Consider the following 14764-nt stretch of genomic DNA (forward strand, 5'->3'; position numbering starts at 1 on the left):
ATTAGACCTATCGTTTCAGATTAAATCAGAGCGCTATAACGTTCTAATCCCGCCTCTAGATCAGCAATCAGGTCATCAACATCTTCTAATCCAATATGAACACGTATCAAGGTACCTTCGAAATTAGGATTGGCAACAGTTCTCAAGCTGTCAAAACTGCTTGGTTCGTTAGCTAGAATCAAACTTTCAAATCCACCCCAAGAGTAACCCATACTAAAATGTGTCATTCCATCAAGTAACGCTGTCGTCGCTTTGATATTAGAGTTGTTTAGTACAAAAGAGAACAAGCCATTACCGCCAGTAAAATCTCGTTTGAAGAATTCATGGCCTGGGCAAGACTCAAGAGCAGGATGACGAACATGGTTAACTTCAGGACGACTCTCTAACCATTTTGCGACCTTCAAGCTGCTTTCTGCGTGTTGGCGTAGACGCACATCAAGAGTACGAATGCCGCGAAGCCCTAAATAAGCATCATCAGGTGAGACACATTGCCCCATCAAGTAACTTTGCTCTCTTAGTTGATCCCAGCATTTCTCATTGGCGACTGCCGTACCTAGCATCACATCAGAGTGACCCACGATGTATTTGGTCGCTGCTTGAATCGAGATATCAACACCAAAATCAAACGGTGAGAAGTTCACGCCAGCCGCCCAAGTATTGTCTAGCATAACGATGATGTCATGTTCATGAGCGATACGTGCTAGTGTTGGAATATCCTGCACTTCCATGGTGACAGAGCCTGGAGACTCAGTAAACAGCACCTTAGTGTTTGGCTTGATAAGGTCTTGGATACCTTCACCAATCGTTGGCTCGTAGTAAGTTGTCTCTACCCCCATCTTTTTCATGATGGTGTCACAGAAATCACGAGTAGGTTCGTAGCAGGTGTCAACCATTAAAATATGATCACCTGTTTCTACAAAAGAGAGAATGGCATTCGAAATTGCTGCTGTACCACACGGGTACAGTGCACAACCCGCGCCCCCTTCAACTTCAACCATGGCATCTTGGAAAGCGAAATGAGTGGTGGTTCCACGACGTCCGTAAAAAAGCGTCTTGTTAGCGCGATTAATCGTAGCTTTGCGCTTTTCTTCTACTGAGTTGAAAACGACAGTGGAAGCGCGTTGTACTGGTGGATTAACGACACCATTGGTCCACTTCTTATCACGACCTGCAGTGATGAGCTTAGTGGTTTTGTTCTCGGACATGCTGTGAATTCCTTATCAATCGGTTATGTCCTATTTAAAACATGCGAGTAGCCATCAAAGCAAGAGGGGAGAGAGAGTTTTTAACGTTTTCTTTTGCTTTTTAACTTTTCCTCGATTTGTGATGAAAAGTTAAAAAGCGATCGCAAAGATACTATTCGTTGCCAATGGTGGTCGGCGAGCGAGGAGTATTAAAGCAACGGGTTGAATAAATAGAACAGTCTCTCAAAGAAACGGTTACGTAAATTTCTCTGTTCCCACTGCTCTAATTCCACGGGATGAGATGATTCAATATAGGATTGCTGTAAATCAAACAATTGCTTGGTGAAGTGTACGTCGTCAACGGCAAGGGTTACTTCAAAGTTGAGCCACAAACTACGCATGTCGATATTGACGGTTCCGATCAAGCAAAACTCTTCATCGATCACTACTGATTTGGTGTGAAGAAGGCCGCCATAAAACTCGTAAATTTTCACGCCAGCTTCAAGTAGTTCTGTATAAAAGGCGCGAGATGCCCATTTAACCATTAGTGAATCGTTATTGTGTGGAATGATCAGTTCTACAGTTACGCCGCGTTGAGCTGTCATCTTAAGTGTTTCGAGTAAGTCAGCACTTGGCACAAAATAAGGTGTAGTAATACGTACAGAATGATTCGCTTGATTGATGGCGATGGTCAGTACTTGTAAGATCAAATATTCAGGCATGCCAGGGCCAGACGGCACTACTTGAACCGGATGATGTGTCATGATTTCTTCAACTGGGCATTCAGGTATATCAGGGAGAATGCGTTCACCAGTCTCAACTTCCCAATCCCAGCCATGAATAGCGGATAACACATTAACGGTTGGCCCAGTCACTCTGACCATTACATCAATCCACTGACCAACGCCGGAACTTTGTTTGAAGTGAGCAGGATCGACCATGTTCATTGAACCCGTATAGGCGATAGTCTCGTCAATCACAATGATTTTGCGGTGTTGTCTTAAATCTAGGCGACGTAAAAAAATACGCCATGGGCTCACTTCTAGTGCTTGTACGACTTGAACGCCTGCGTCCTTCATCATTGACTGCCAGTGGCTTTTGAAAAAGCGAGGGCTACCGGCTGAGTCAAGTAGGACCTTAACATCTACACCACGTTTGGCTGCTCGAATAAGAGCTGAAGCTACGGAATCGGTTAGGCCACCAGGGTGCCAAATGTAGAAAACCATCTTGATGCTGGTCTGGGCGTTTTCTATATCTTCGATAATGGCGTGTAGGATCTCATTGGGTGAAGATTGCAGTGAAAGTGTGTTTCCACTAAGAGCAGGAATACCCATTCTGTTATTACAGAGTTCATCGATTTTGTGGATAGGGGATCCCACTTTGCCGGGAAGATGCAGTTGGCAATCATTTAATTGGCGGAACCAGTCACCAAAGGGAGTAAACATACGATGTGCGCGCTCAGCCCTTTTTCGGCCTAGGTTTAGCTCACCAAAAAGGAAGTAACAAGCTACGCCAACAATCGGGATAATGTAGATAACCATTAGCCAAGCAAGAGAAACGCTGACAGAGCGTCGTTTTAGTACAACACGAAACGTCACACCGGCTACGAGAACCCAGTACAAAACAACAGAGGCCAAAGTTAAAAAATGATAAAGCTTATCCACATTGAATACTCGAAAAAAGAGACACTTAGATAGTAATGCTATTTAACGGATATGGGAATTTAAGGAATCAACTATTTACAAAATAGAGCAAAAGCTGTAAATAGGTTAAAGTTGTTAAGTTTTGGTTAACTTAAGAAGAAAACGATTGTTTTGTATGAAAAGTCGGCATTTAACCATAAGAATTTACATCTTTAACGAAATTTGTACGGTATGCACTTCCAATTTTATTCTTAAACTGGTTTACTTGCTAGACAACGAGCGTCAATCAAATCTTTTAGGTGTGTAAATTTATTTATACACCTTCCTTTTAAAGACGCCACCCAAAGCAAAACACAACATCACATAACACAAAAGTTTGGAGTACACGTGGCTACTAGTAATACAACCACAACACCCCGCGATACCTGGGGTTCGAAGTTAGGATTCGTAATGGCTGCAGCAGGTTCTGCTGTTGGCTTAGGTAACATTTGGAAATTCCCATACACAGCAGGTGAAAGTGGCGGTGGTGCATTCGTTGCCATTTACCTGTTTTTTGTAATTTTTATTGGTTTCAGTGTCATGCTGACTGAATTTGCGATTGGCCGTCATACGCAAAAATCAGCAGTAGGTGCATTTAAAACAACTGACCGTCGTTGGACGTTCGCTGGCGTTATCGGCGTATTCAGTGGTCTACTTATCATGGGGTTCTACCCAGTAGTAGGCGGTTGGTCAATCGCATACATCGGTAAAATTGCAGGTGGTCTTCTAGACGCACCAGAAGCAATTGGTGATAGCTTTGGTGGCTTTATCTCAAACCCAGTTCAACCACTAATGTGGATGGGCTTATACCTACTACTTAACGTTGTTATCGTTATGAAAGGTATCTCTGGTGGTATTGAGAAAGCAGGTAAGATCCTGATGCCGCTTCTTTTCATTATCCTTATTGTAGTATCAATCAAAGGCATTATGCTTCCGGGCGCGATGGCTGGTCTTGAGTTCCTATTCAGTCCTGACTTCTCTAAAGTAGACAGCAATGTAATCCTAGCCGCGCTAGGTCAAGCATTCTTCTCTCTAAGTCTTGGTATGGGTTGTATGATGACATACGGTTCTTACCTTAAGAAGAAAGAGAACCTAGTTCAGACAACAGCAATGGTAACCGCAATGGATACTGGTGTTGCTATTCTAGCTGGTGTTGCAATGTTCCCTGCAATGTTCGCATTCGGTATGGAACCTGCAGCGGGCCCTGGTTTAGTATTCGTTGTTGTTCCTCAGCTATTCGCTGAAATGGGCGGCGTAATCGGTCTTCTATTTGCTCTTATGTTCTTCGTTGGTTTGAGTGTTGCGGCACTAACATCTTCAGTATCTCTACTTGAAGTTGTGGTTTCTTACCTAATCGATGAGAAAGGCATGAAGCGTGTAACAGCGGTACTGTCTGCAAGTGTTGTAATGGCGATTTTATGTATCTTCGCTTCTCTATCACTTGGCGGCTTCGGTCCAACACTGTTTGATACTGGCGCGTTCGACATTTTCGACCTACTAACGGATAAGATTTTCCTAGCGGTTGGCGGTATGTTGGTATGTATCTTCGCTGGTTGGAGACTAAACCGTGCAGACCTAGAGAAAGAAATCACTAACGACGGTGAAGTCTCTTTCCCACTATTTGGTCTATGGTACACACTAGTTAAGTACATCATCCCTGTAGCTATCGCAATCGTTGCGTTCATGGGTATCTCTTCTGGCTTCGATAGCGGTAAAGGTGCAATCATGCTACTAGGTATTGGTATCATTGCTGGTTTTGCGCTGATTTCTAAGAAGTTCTAATCGCAAGATAAAGTAATTTGATAAACGGGAGCTCATTAGCTCCCGTTTTTTTATGTCTGGAACTTAATTATCTAAGAAAAATAATTATTAAAGGTATCCGTCTGATAGCCGATATAAATGGAACGAATAGCTGTTAGAGCTATATTTTGATTTAGGTAGGTGTTGTTTGAAATTGTCAGTGAGAAAGAAACTGTATGCCGGTTTTGGCTCTATATTGGCGGTGCTTGTCACGTTAGTCGGTATTGTATGGATGGAAGTGATTGGCGCTCATAAGAGCGCCGATGAGATTAGATTAGATGATGTACCGGGTACCGTTACCTACCTTGTTTTGATCGATGAAGCTGGAGATGTCTATCGAGATGCTCTGGGTGCAATCACTCTGGTCGATAATGCACTCAATGATTATCGAACCAACAAGAACGAATTTACTCAAGCAATCGAACAAGCAAAACGTTTGGAGAGTCGAGGATCTGAAGACCATCGCCGTATTCAGAGAATAGAAGAGCTGATGGGACGTTTTACTCATGAGTTTGAATCGAAACTCGTACCTAAGATCAATAATGAGGCTGCGCTGTTATCCAATATCCAACAGCTTAGAGCCTTGTATGAAAAGAACCTTATCCCCATTGAAAACTTACTTGATCAGGCATCGGCAAGTGAGCGTGCAGATACGGAACAATCACTGCTTACCTTGACGGATTCGTTTACCACTATTGAACAAACCATCATGTTACTGTCTGCCTTTGCGATGGTATTTGGTGGTGTGATTGCATTTGTATTGTCTAGTTCGATTACCAACCGCTTAACTCGCGTTGAACAAGTGGCACGACGCGTAGCAAATGGCGACCTTACTACTGGGGATATTGTTGATGATTCAGGTGATGAGTTAGCCGATCTAGCTAAGTCAATTAATCAGATGCAGAAATCGCTGGTTGACCTTCTAAGTTCTATCTCTTCGGTGACTCACCAAGTCCAATCAGTGACAGGCGAGTTGTCGTCAATTAGCCAAGACATCGTTTCTGGCGCATCTGCTCAAGCGGACAAAGCAAACCTGATAGCGACAGCGGCTGAAGAACTAAGCTTAACTATTTCTGAGGTAGCACAGCAGGGCACTTCGACTTATGAAGAAGCACGTCGTTCAGAAACTTCGGCTGAAGATGGCCGTAATGTCATCGTCGAAATGGTTGCGAGTATCGAGCAAGTGTCGGCTCAAATGAGTGATATGTCGGTGCAAATGAATACGCTCGGTTCACATGGTGAGCAGATTGGTAGCGTTATTAAAGTGATTGAGGACATTGCTGGGCAAACCAACTTATTAGCTCTGAATGCTGCGATTGAGGCTGCGCGTGCTGGCGAGTTTGGGCGTGGGTTTGCTGTAGTTGCTGATGAAGTGAGAGCGTTGGCAGAGAGAACAACCAAAGCGACACAAGAAGTGTCGGGCATTATTCAATCAATTCAATCTGGTACGCAAGAAGCCGTTACTTACACGCAGGATAACTGTCGGTTAGTTGAGATTGGCGTAGAGAAAAGTTCAGGTGCGGTTTCAGCATTGGAAGCGATTGTTAGCGGCGCTGGTAACGTACAAAGCATGGTCAACTCTATTGCTACTGCAGCAGAAGAGCAGACAGCTGTAACCAAAGAAATTGCAGCGGACATTACGGCAATCAGTGATATATCTGAGCAATCCTTGCAGCTAGCGACGCGCAGTTCTGAAAACACTTCAGGCCTGAACGCTAAGGTTGCTGAGCTCGAAGCATTAGTCGGTAAGTTTAAACTGGCTTAGCGGTTAGTACGTGTTGGATAGAGATTAAAGATTCATCACCTAAACAGTCAGACGAAAAATGAGCCCAATTATTCAATGTTTATTGAGTCGATTGGGCTTTTTCCTAGCTGGAATCTGGGTTCAGACGCGGTATACTCCCCGTTCTACAATGGAGCTAGCCTTTACATGTTCGATATCCTTCTGAACCATCCTGATTTTTTACTTATTAACAAGCATCCTGGCGTCAGCGTTCATAAAGACGATGGCGATACCATGTTGCTTCAAGAAGTTGTTAAAGCGATTAATGAGCCTAAGTTATATCTTGTACATCGCCTTGATAAAATGACTTCAGGTATTCTACTGCTAGCAAAGAATGCTTCGGCAGCAAGCGAGCTTTCGCAGTTGTTCGCAAAGCGTGAGGTTGAGAAATATTACCTTGCGATTGGTTCTAAAAAGCCAAAGAAAAAGCAGGGTTTGATTTCAGGTGATATGGAACGTTCAAGACGTTCTAGTTGGAAGCTTCTGACATCCAAAGACAACCCAGCGATTACCCAGTTTTTATCGGCAACGGCAGAACCCGGCGAGCGTTTGCTATTATGTAAGCCCTATACAGGAAGGACGCATCAGATCCGTGTCGCGATGAAGTCGATCGGCTCCGCTATTGTTGGTGACCCTATTTATAATCCATCGAGTGAGGCTGACAGAGGCTATCTGCACGCTTTCGCGATTCGATTTACCTATCAATCCCAAGCCTATGAATATGTCTGTGACCCGAGGAACCTTGATTCCTTGGGTGAGAAGTGGCATCAAGAAACCGTGTCTAATGGTTTAGACAGTTGGCTTGAACCTTGGTCATTAACTTGGCCGAAGCTAAATACTAAGTGAGTGAAATAATGGAAGCATCAGCTTTACCTCTGTTTTTTAGTCATATTGAACAGCAACTTAATGAAGTGCCGAATGAGCTACGCCGTATTTTTCACGGTCGTGGTAAGTTTTGGCCGGGCCTAGAACAACTGACATGTGACTGGGTTGATGGGCAGTTATTGGTTAACGTATTCAAAGAGGTGGACGGCGAATTCTTATCATCGCTTAAAGCTGGATTGGTTGATCTGACTAATAAAGACATCTGGCAAGCAAAACAGGGCACAAGTATTGTTCTGCAACACCGTTATGCCGATGGCGCGCCTTCAGAGGTTTTATGGGGCGAACTCAATGACTCACCCGTTGTGGTTGAGCACGGTCTTAAATATCAATTAGACATTGGCCGTAATCAGAACTTCGGTCTGTTCCTAGACATGCGTAATGGTCGTCAGTGGGTACAAGATAATGCCAAGGATAAGAATGTTCTTAACCTGTTCGCATACACTTGTGGTTTCTCTGTCGCGGCTATCGCTGGTGGCGCTCGTCAATGTATGAATGTTGATATGTCGCGTGGTTCATTGAATAAAGGCCGTGATAATCATCGTTTGAATGACCACGATATGCGCTCGGTAAACTTCCTTGGTTACGATATCTTTAAGTCGTGGGGGAAAATCAAGAAAGGCGGTCCATACGAGTTGGTTATCATCGATCCGCCATCTTTCCAGAAAGGCAGTTTTGCTTTAACCAAAGATTACAAAAAGATCCTACGTCGTTTGCCTGAACTTCTAACGGAAGGTGGAGAAGTGATTGCTTGTGTTAACTCACCAGCAGTATCACCCAACTTCTTGATTGAAACGATGGCAGAAGAAGCGCCAAGCGTTGAGTTTATTGAACGTTTAGACAACCCGCCTGAGTTTGTCGATGTCGACCTTGATTCAAGCCTGAAGGTATTGAGGTTTAAAATCACGGCTTCAGCTGAAGCTTGATATCATGATTTAGTGGGCATTATCCATACTAATATAGAAAACGCCGCTCACAATGAGCGGCGTTTTTATAGGTGCAAGAAACTAACTCATTTATTAACTAGCTTGGTTTTTTAGTGTCTGAAAACCAAAATAAATACGCATGAACGTCGTTAGCCAACACGCTGCGCCAAAAATATAGGCAATAACGGCAAAGTGCTGAGGAAAAATACAAAACACAATAAAACAAGCGATAGTTTCTGTGCCTTCGGTTAGCCCTGACATGTAGTACAGAGACTTATGTTTGTAGACTGGGTTCTCGATACCGCGTTTGCCTGCCATCACTGCAAACGCTAAGAAACTACTGCCTGTGCCGATAAATGAAAAGATCAAAAACGCGCCTGCAATGGCATTGTGTTCTGGGTTGGCAACAACAAAGCCAAAAGGAATGAGTGAATAGAATAAAAAGTCCAAGCTGATATCGAGAAAGCCACCAGCATCACTAATTCCTTGGATTCGAGCCAAAGCTCCATCCAGTCCGTCGCAAACTCTATTCAATACAATGAAGCCCAAAGCCCAATCGTATTGTTGTAATGCAAGCGCAGGAAAAGCTAAACAGCCAACCAAAAAGCCAAACAAGGTCGTTTGGTTTGCTGTGATGCCTACTTGATTCAATAGCTTAGCTGATTGGTTAAGTGGCCACTTGATGATCTTGATGGAATACTTATCCAGCATGATGACTCCTCCACGGCCAAGAAAGTACTTGGGCTCCTTTTGGTACATCGGTTTCGTCGTGCGTCACCATCAACGTTGGTATATTGGCTTTGCTGAGTTGCTCAAACACCCAATCGCGAAACTGTGCTCTCAACTCCTGATCTAACTTACTGAACGGTTCGTCAAGCAGAGCTAGTTTTGGCTTAGCTAATAGCATACGAGCTAAGCTTACTCTTGCCCTTTGGCCCCCTGATATTTGGTCAGGGAACGATTCAGCTAAGTGTGTCAGTTCAATATCCTGGAGTGCTTTCATCGCTTGATTTTGACGAGCCGAGCCCCTAATTGAATTTGGAAGTGAGAATGCTAAGTTTTCCCATACCTTGAGGTGAGGGAACAATAAATCGTCTTGAAATAATATCCCAACCTTACGTTGATGTGAGGGGATGTTATCAAGGTGAATGTCGTTTAAAACAACACTCCCGGTATACGAAAACTCGCCATTGAGATGTCCAGCGATGGCATCTAATAAGGTCGATTTTCCACAGCCACTAGGCCCCATCAAAGCCAATACTTGGCCTGATTCTAGCGTTACGTTTAGCGCTGAAAATAGCGAATCGCCTCCTTTTTTATGGATGGCGAGGTCGTTGAGATACAGACTCATTGGTGAGAAAACCTTTAAAAGTAAGACGGCGATATCTAAGCTGAAGTCGACTGACAACTATCGCTAAAGAGAAAAAGAACAGAGGTAATAGAGCCTGCCAGATGGCATAAATAGCGGTTACCCTGCGGTCGAAGCCACTGGTAAGTGCGACAGCTTCTGTAGTAATGGTGCTAATTCTGCCAGCGCCTAACATTAATGTTGGCAAGTACTGAGCCAAACTCACACTGATTCCAACTGCCCATGCAAAAGCAATAGCAGGGAGCAGGATTGGTAGCTTGATTGAGCACCAACTCTGAAATGGTGATTTTCCTAGGCTGAGTGAGGCTTTTATCAAGCCATCATTGAAGCTTTTCCATGGGCCATCCAAAGATAAATAAACAAACGGGAAGGCAAAGAAAACATGAGCCCAAATCACCCACAGCTCGTAAGCACTACTGCCAATATAGAGTGTTGTCACCTGTAGTCCGAATAACACTGAAAGCTGAGGGATTAACATTGGGATCGCGATAATAAAACCTGGCACTTGCCATCTGTGCCTGATTCGATATTCATGAGCAACCAACGCTAACAATAATGCAACTGACGCTGAAGCAAGAGCAATCCATAAGCTTTGTCCGACGGTACTTAAGATACCGTCCCACTCATACTCCCAAAATTTTAGGCTATATCGGCTTGGCAATAAGTCTGGAAAACGCCAGCGTTGAGCTATGCTCCATATAATCATTAACGGGATAATGAGTAACGATAATGCAGCAAGAATCGTGAAGACTGTTTTTCCTGGTAAGTTAATTCCTGTGCGACCAGAAAACTGCCAAAACTTGAACTGTTTTAGCAATGACCACTCAATCAGTCGTGCTGTGGCAATGATAAGTGACGCCAAAACAAACAAGACAATAGCACCAGCCGCAGCGCGTGGTAATAAGCTCAGATCTGGGTCGTTAAACCACTGCCATACTAATACTGCAAAAGTTGGGGGATTGGTTGGCCCGAGAATCAGTGCAATGTCGACAACCGATAAACTATAAGCGAGTACCGCCAGCATTGGGAAGCGAAGCTTGGTAAACCACTGTGGGAAAATAACCTTCCACCAAATTTGAGAACGACTGTAGCCCAATGAAGCACTGACTTTAGTAATGCGTTCAACATCGATCTGTTGAAGTATCGATAAGCTCATTAGCAATAAAAATGGAATTTCTTTTATTGCGAGCATAATGATTAGCCCGAATGCATAAGGGTCTTTGACCAATAATGCAAGCTCAGAACTGTTGCCAGCTTCTCCGACTAATTGATGTAAAGCTCTGGCGCCAAGGCCGGTAGGGCTAAACAAAAAAGCAAACCCGATTGCAAAAGCAACATGCGGAATAGCGAGCATTGGGGACAACGTTAGCTCAATTTTTTTCCAAAAAGGCTTTCCCCAGGTTGCTTGGATAATACAAAAAGTGAGAAAGCAGGCGATGTAACTGCTCGCAAAGGCAGAAGATAAACTCAGAGCAATAGAGTGCCAAACGCCTTCCCATTGAAAGACTTGTTCAAAACCGTTGAGCGAAGGCTCCACTAGACCCAAGGGCGGGATATAGCTTAGTGATGAAGCCACTACTCCCGCAACCCCAGGGATCGTTGGGATTATGCACACTGCTATAACAACAAAATATAGGGCGTGTAGCATCAAATTTAGTTACCGTATCGCTTAAGCCACTCTTTTTCGAGTGCAGCTTGCCAACTAGGGTGAGGCTCATCAACCGATTTGAATTGCTGAGTATTTTTAGCGCTGCCAGTTAAGTATTTACTACTTAATACTGAAGGGTCACCCCAAATATTCAGGTCACCTTTACGTGATTGTGCTTCTGGGCTGAGTAAGAAGTTGATGGCTACTTGTGCACCAGCAGAAGAGTTGGCATTCCAAGGGATCGCTAAGAAGTGAATGTTTGAGAGTGCGCCACTCTCTAGCGCATAAGCTTTGGTGCTTTCTGCCAGTTTTCCGCTAGATTGCGCAGAGAACACAGCATTTGGATTGAACGTGATCGCAAGGTCGATCTGCCCGTCATCAAGCAGTTGAATGCTCTCTGATGTACCAGCCGGGAACTGTTTGCCACCACGCCAAGCGACTTTATGGAATTTATCTAAGTAAGCCCATAGTGGAGCGGTAACGGATTGAAAATCGTCTTCTGAAACCGGTTTAGATAGTGCAGGGTTATTGTTGGTCAACTCAATGAGTAGAGACTTGATAAAGCTAGTACCGTGAAACTCAGGTGGTCGAGGGTAACTTAGGCGATTAGGAAAAGCTTGAGCGTAACTCAACATTTCCGAAAATGACTGAGGAGGGTTGTGTAGCGTCTCTTGATCATGGATGAAAACCAGTTGCCCTACACCCCAAGGTGCTTCTAGACCTTCGGTTGGTTCAGAGAAGTCGACATCAATTGGTAGAGATTTATCAACGTACTGCCAGTTTGGAAGTGATTGAGTAAACGGCCCAAAGAGTAGACTATTGTCTTTCATTGAGCGGAAATTCTCACCGTTGATCCAAACAATATCAACACTGCCTTCACTGTTTTTTCCTGCTGCTTTTTCAGCAATCAAACGCGTGGTTGTTTCTGCGATATCGGTTACTTTTACGTGCTTTAAAGTGACACCATACTCATTTTGTAACTGCTTGCCTGCCCACTGTATGTAACGATTGATCTCTTGGCTACCGCCCCAAGCGTGAAAGTAAACAGTTTGTCCTTCTGCTTGCTGTTCAATTTGGTTCCAATTATCTGTTGATGTTACTTCATCAGCATAAATAGTTGCACTGTATGCAACGGTTGCCATGATTCCTAACGTACTTACTATCTTGTTCATAAACTTTTCCATTTGGTAGTGAACGGGCAAGAGCTTTGCTATTTCGAATTCCCTAACAGTTATTCTATCTGTTTCTGAAATAATTTCTAATTCAACAGTGAATTAGAGGCTTCTGCCATCCTAACAACAGACCGTTAAACCAGTGAATTAATTGCACCTAAATGAGAGATTTTTAATGTTTATTGGACGTGAGTACGAAAATTCGATGAGAAGTAAAGTTTTGGTGAAGAAAAGGGCGATTTTAAGCAATAAAAAAGGAGCCGATAAGGCTCCTTTGATCAATGTCTGGTATCGACAGTATATTGTTAATCGAGGCTAGTTTACCCAATCACGAATGGTGTACGTTAGCGTATGCACGTCGTTTTTCAATACTAGTATGTCTTTTGTTAGGGTTACGTCACTCCACTCGCTAAGAGTCGCTGAAACCGACTGTTCGATTTCCATTGCAGAGCCGTGACACATCTTCATTGTCATGCCCATTTGCTTAATACGGAACTGGCCGTCTTTCAGCTCGCCTTGGCCAAAGAAGTTGTTACAGCCAGCGATGCCGTTCGCAGTCATCTTTTCACCGATTTCCAGACGAGGAGTCGCTTGGTTTTCGCTTTTCTCAATGTCCTTGCCATCAATTTGAGCAAGTTCCCAGTTATGGTGCTGTAGATCGGTTGGTGTTACTTGCATCGCGTTATCACCTGTTGTTGTGCATGCTGCTAGCAACATAGGTAAAGCGGCTACTGCTAGTAATTTTTTTGAACTAAACTTCATATTAAAAGGCTCCAAAAGAAAAAACGAAGTTACTGAAAAAGGTGTAACTTGATGGGTTCAAAGTATAGTTTACAAAACACTATATGTGTCAGTATAAGGTCATAGTTTAGTATGAATTTTATGAGCGAGGCGACAAATTAATCGCTTACTTTTTAATTAGTAAGCTTAACTTTTATTGTTTCAGGAAGTGAGGAGACATGGTGGAGCAGTTAGAGTTTTTTCAAGTTCCAAGCCCTTGCGTTGGGGTGTGTTCAAGCGATGATAAAGGTTATTGCAATGGTTGCATGCGCAAAAGAGAGGAGCGCTTTAACTGGATGGCGATGACGCCGTCTGAGCAGTTGCACGTTATTAAGTTATGTCGTCAGCGTTATAGAAGAAAAATAATGAAGCAAAAGAACTTAATCGATAGCAAAACTAACCTAGTTGGTAATAAAAATAATACACAGGGTGAGCCAGTTGACGAAGAGGGAAGTACCACTCCTCAAAGAGAACTTTTCGGCTAATGTGGAACTATCAATATTTTATTTAACTCCGAAGCAACTATTACTTTACATAATGGTTGGCGTGTAATATTAAGGTAGGTACCTTTGTACCAGAAGGAGTGATGTCGGTATGAATAAAAAGCACGCAAAACTCAAAAAGAAACCAATCAAAGCATTGGATCGAAAACCTATTGGGGCGAAAGATGACCCTGAACAAAGCGCGCGTGATTGGCATTCAATGACCGAAGAAGAGAGAATGGAAATCCTTTCACATCTTTCAGATATGCCTTTTCAATAACATCACAGATTCTTCAGAACCTCTTCGACAGATTAAAATCGCCTAAAGGCTAAACATGGCTAATAGGTAAACTTATACAAACATGTGATTCGCTTTCGTTACACCACGATGATAAGTACAGAATGTATCATCGGCATCGGTGGTTTTACTGTGAATTTTGATGTTTGTGATGACTTCGACAGCATCGGCATCGTAACAAGCTTGTTCAGCCTTTTTAATTATATCGAGTAGTTGGTTGAGTTCACCTTTCATCGTGGTTTCCATCGCGCCGATTTGGAAAGGAACATCCGCTGCCTTAACCACTTCAAGTGCCTTATCAACCACTTCGAAATTGTTGCCTTCTTTAACGCGAGGAATCACTTGGAAGGCAACCATCACTTGTTTTTCTCTTTTTAACTCAGACACTTTCTGCTTACTCAATGAGGGGGAATTGTTGCAGATGATAGGTTAATGCGGAGATAAATTCTACAGCGACAAATCTAGTTCATTTGTTGGGTGCTCTTATTGATCAGCTTACCTAATAACATGGGTTTGCCTAATGACACTGCTATTTGCTACCCCAATGATCGCTAACCCAACCACCAATATGCTCATCAAAATGACTGCCACTGAATCTGTGGTTACGTTCTACAGAAGTATCACACTCATCTTTGTTATCTATCAGGTTTTGTATGTAGTTTGCCATCGGGTCATTCGAACGTTGACGATCTCGGCGAGTAGCCACTTCCTTAATCAGTTGTAATCGGTATGTAGAGCTTGCACGTTTCATTTCGATG

At 43.3% G+C, this 14764-nt stretch carries 15 protein-coding genes; 6 read left to right on the top strand and 9 right to left on the bottom strand.

Translation table 11 applies throughout. The features are described 5' to 3' along the window. Window positions 1-20: 20 nt before the first annotated feature. Window positions 21-1205, bottom strand: a complete 1185-nt coding sequence (locus ACFI6G_RS00660) for a cystathionine beta-lyase (RefSeq protein WP_016768580.1) — start codon at window positions 1203-1205, stop codon at window positions 21-23. A 188-nt stretch (window positions 1206-1393) separates the two neighbouring features. Then, window positions 1394-2848 carry a cardiolipin synthase gene (cls, locus tag ACFI6G_RS00665; RefSeq protein ID WP_016768581.1) on the bottom strand — a complete coding sequence of 485 codons (1455 nt, stop codon included), beginning with the start codon at window positions 2846-2848 and terminating at the stop codon, window positions 1394-1396. Between the two features lie 366 nt (window positions 2849-3214). Here cls and ACFI6G_RS00670 point away from each other — a divergent pair, with 366 nt between their 5' ends. The 4 genes from ACFI6G_RS00670 to ACFI6G_RS00685 all read left to right on the top strand — a co-directional run bounded on the left by ACFI6G_RS00670 (window position 3215) and on the right by ACFI6G_RS00685 (window position 8257). Further along, window positions 3215-4648 carry a sodium-dependent transporter gene (locus ACFI6G_RS00670; protein ID WP_050543975.1) on the top strand — a complete coding sequence of 478 codons (1434 nt, stop codon included), beginning with the start codon at window positions 3215-3217 and terminating at the stop codon, window positions 4646-4648. Window positions 4649-4814: 166 nt separating this feature from the next. Continuing rightward, entirely contained in the window at window positions 4815-6431 is a 1617-nt protein-coding gene (locus ACFI6G_RS00675; RefSeq protein WP_102286143.1) for a methyl-accepting chemotaxis protein, read from the top strand. Window positions 6432-6596: 165 nt separating this feature from the next. Then, window positions 6597-7295, top strand: a complete 699-nt coding sequence (locus ACFI6G_RS00680) for a TIGR01621 family pseudouridine synthase (RefSeq protein ID WP_010440123.1) — start codon at window positions 6597-6599, stop codon at window positions 7293-7295. 8 nt (window positions 7296-7303) lie between these two features. Then, window positions 7304-8257: a class I SAM-dependent methyltransferase gene (locus ACFI6G_RS00685; protein ID WP_065100419.1), complete on the top strand. Its 954-nt coding sequence runs from the start codon at window positions 7304-7306 to the stop codon at window positions 8255-8257. Window positions 8258-8350: 93 nt separating this feature from the next. Here ACFI6G_RS00685 and ACFI6G_RS00690 read toward each other — a convergent pair whose 3' ends face one another. From ACFI6G_RS00690 to ACFI6G_RS00710, 5 genes are all read right to left on the bottom strand, one after another. Further along, the gene (locus ACFI6G_RS00690) at window positions 8351-8968 is read right to left on the bottom strand and encodes a CDP-alcohol phosphatidyltransferase family protein (RefSeq protein ID WP_010440135.1); all 618 of its coding nucleotides are present in this window, start codon (window positions 8966-8968) and stop codon (window positions 8351-8353) included. After that, window positions 8958-9608 carry an ATP-binding cassette domain-containing protein gene (locus ACFI6G_RS00695; RefSeq protein ID WP_016768588.1) on the bottom strand — a complete coding sequence of 217 codons (651 nt, stop codon included), beginning with the start codon at window positions 9606-9608 and terminating at the stop codon, window positions 8958-8960. Before ACFI6G_RS00695 ends, ACFI6G_RS00690 begins: the two co-directional genes overlap by 11 nt. Beyond that, window positions 9574-11274, bottom strand: coding sequence for an ABC transporter permease (locus ACFI6G_RS00700; RefSeq protein WP_016784620.1), 1701 nt, complete (start codon window positions 11272-11274; stop codon window positions 9574-9576). Before ACFI6G_RS00700 ends, ACFI6G_RS00695 begins: the two co-directional genes overlap by 35 nt. A 5-nt stretch (window positions 11275-11279) precedes the next feature. After that, complete coding sequence (locus tag ACFI6G_RS00705; RefSeq protein WP_010440144.1) at window positions 11280-12446, bottom strand: ABC transporter substrate-binding protein; 1167 nt, start codon at window positions 12444-12446, stop codon at window positions 11280-11282. 315 nt (window positions 12447-12761) lie between these two features. Beyond that, complete coding sequence (locus ACFI6G_RS00710; protein ID WP_016784619.1) at window positions 12762-13208, bottom strand: META domain-containing protein; 447 nt, start codon at window positions 13206-13208, stop codon at window positions 12762-12764. 197 nt (window positions 13209-13405) lie between these two features. On the opposite strand from ACFI6G_RS00710, the gene ACFI6G_RS00715 reads away from it, so the two are divergent. Beyond that, window positions 13406-13711: a DUF1289 domain-containing protein gene (locus ACFI6G_RS00715; protein ID WP_016768591.1), complete on the top strand. Its 306-nt coding sequence runs from the start codon at window positions 13406-13408 to the stop codon at window positions 13709-13711. A 109-nt stretch (window positions 13712-13820) separates the two neighbouring features. Next, entirely contained in the window at window positions 13821-13988 is a 168-nt protein-coding gene (locus tag ACFI6G_RS00720) for a hypothetical protein (RefSeq protein ID WP_010440154.1), read from the top strand. 72 nt (window positions 13989-14060) lie between these two features. Here ACFI6G_RS00720 and ACFI6G_RS00725 read toward each other — a convergent pair whose 3' ends face one another. Both ACFI6G_RS00725 and ACFI6G_RS00730 read right to left on the bottom strand, forming a co-directional pair. Further along, window positions 14061-14363, bottom strand: coding sequence for a thiamine-binding protein (locus ACFI6G_RS00725; RefSeq protein WP_016796372.1), 303 nt, complete (start codon window positions 14361-14363; stop codon window positions 14061-14063). A gap of 172 nt (window positions 14364-14535) precedes the next feature. After that, window positions 14536-14757, bottom strand: a complete 222-nt coding sequence (locus ACFI6G_RS00730) for a hypothetical protein (protein ID WP_010440159.1) — start codon at window positions 14755-14757, stop codon at window positions 14536-14538. Between the last annotated feature and the right edge of the window lie 7 nt (window positions 14758-14764).

It is taken from the genome of Vibrio sp. PSi01 (assembly GCF_054960695.1).

Excerpts from the sequence above, each read along its gene's own strand:
- ACFI6G_RS00710 (WP_016784619.1), bottom strand. The coding sequence starts at position 13,208 with ATGAAGTTTAGTTCAAAAAAATTACTAGCAGTAGCCGCTTTACCTATG.
- ACFI6G_RS00730 (WP_010440159.1), bottom strand. The coding sequence starts at position 14,757 with ATGAAACGTGCAAGCTCTACATACCGATTACAACTGATTAAGGAAGTG.
- ACFI6G_RS00700 (WP_016784620.1), bottom strand. The coding sequence starts at position 11,274 with ATGCTACACGCCCTATATTTTGTTGTTATAGCAGTGTGCATAATCCCA.
- ACFI6G_RS00725 (WP_016796372.1), bottom strand. The coding sequence starts at position 14,363 with ATGGTTGCCTTCCAAGTGATTCCTCGCGTTAAAGAAGGCAACAATTTC.
- ACFI6G_RS00695 (WP_016768588.1), bottom strand. The coding sequence starts at position 9,608 with ATGAGTCTGTATCTCAACGACCTCGCCATCCATAAAAAAGGAGGCGAT.
- ACFI6G_RS00660 (WP_016768580.1), bottom strand. The coding sequence starts at position 1,205 with ATGTCCGAGAACAAAACCACTAAGCTCATCACTGCAGGTCGTGATAAG.
- ACFI6G_RS00705 (WP_010440144.1), bottom strand. The coding sequence starts at position 12,446 with ATGAACAAGATAGTAAGTACGTTAGGAATCATGGCAACCGTTGCATAC.
- ACFI6G_RS00685 (WP_065100419.1), top strand. The coding sequence starts at position 7,304 with ATGGAAGCATCAGCTTTACCTCTGTTTTTTAGTCATATTGAACAGCAA.
- ACFI6G_RS00715 (WP_016768591.1), top strand. The coding sequence starts at position 13,406 with ATGGTGGAGCAGTTAGAGTTTTTTCAAGTTCCAAGCCCTTGCGTTGGG.
- ACFI6G_RS00690 (WP_010440135.1), bottom strand. The coding sequence starts at position 8,968 with ATGCTGGATAAGTATTCCATCAAGATCATCAAGTGGCCACTTAACCAA.
- ACFI6G_RS00680 (WP_010440123.1), top strand. The coding sequence starts at position 6,597 with ATGTTCGATATCCTTCTGAACCATCCTGATTTTTTACTTATTAACAAG.
- ACFI6G_RS00720 (WP_010440154.1), top strand. The coding sequence starts at position 13,821 with ATGAATAAAAAGCACGCAAAACTCAAAAAGAAACCAATCAAAGCATTG.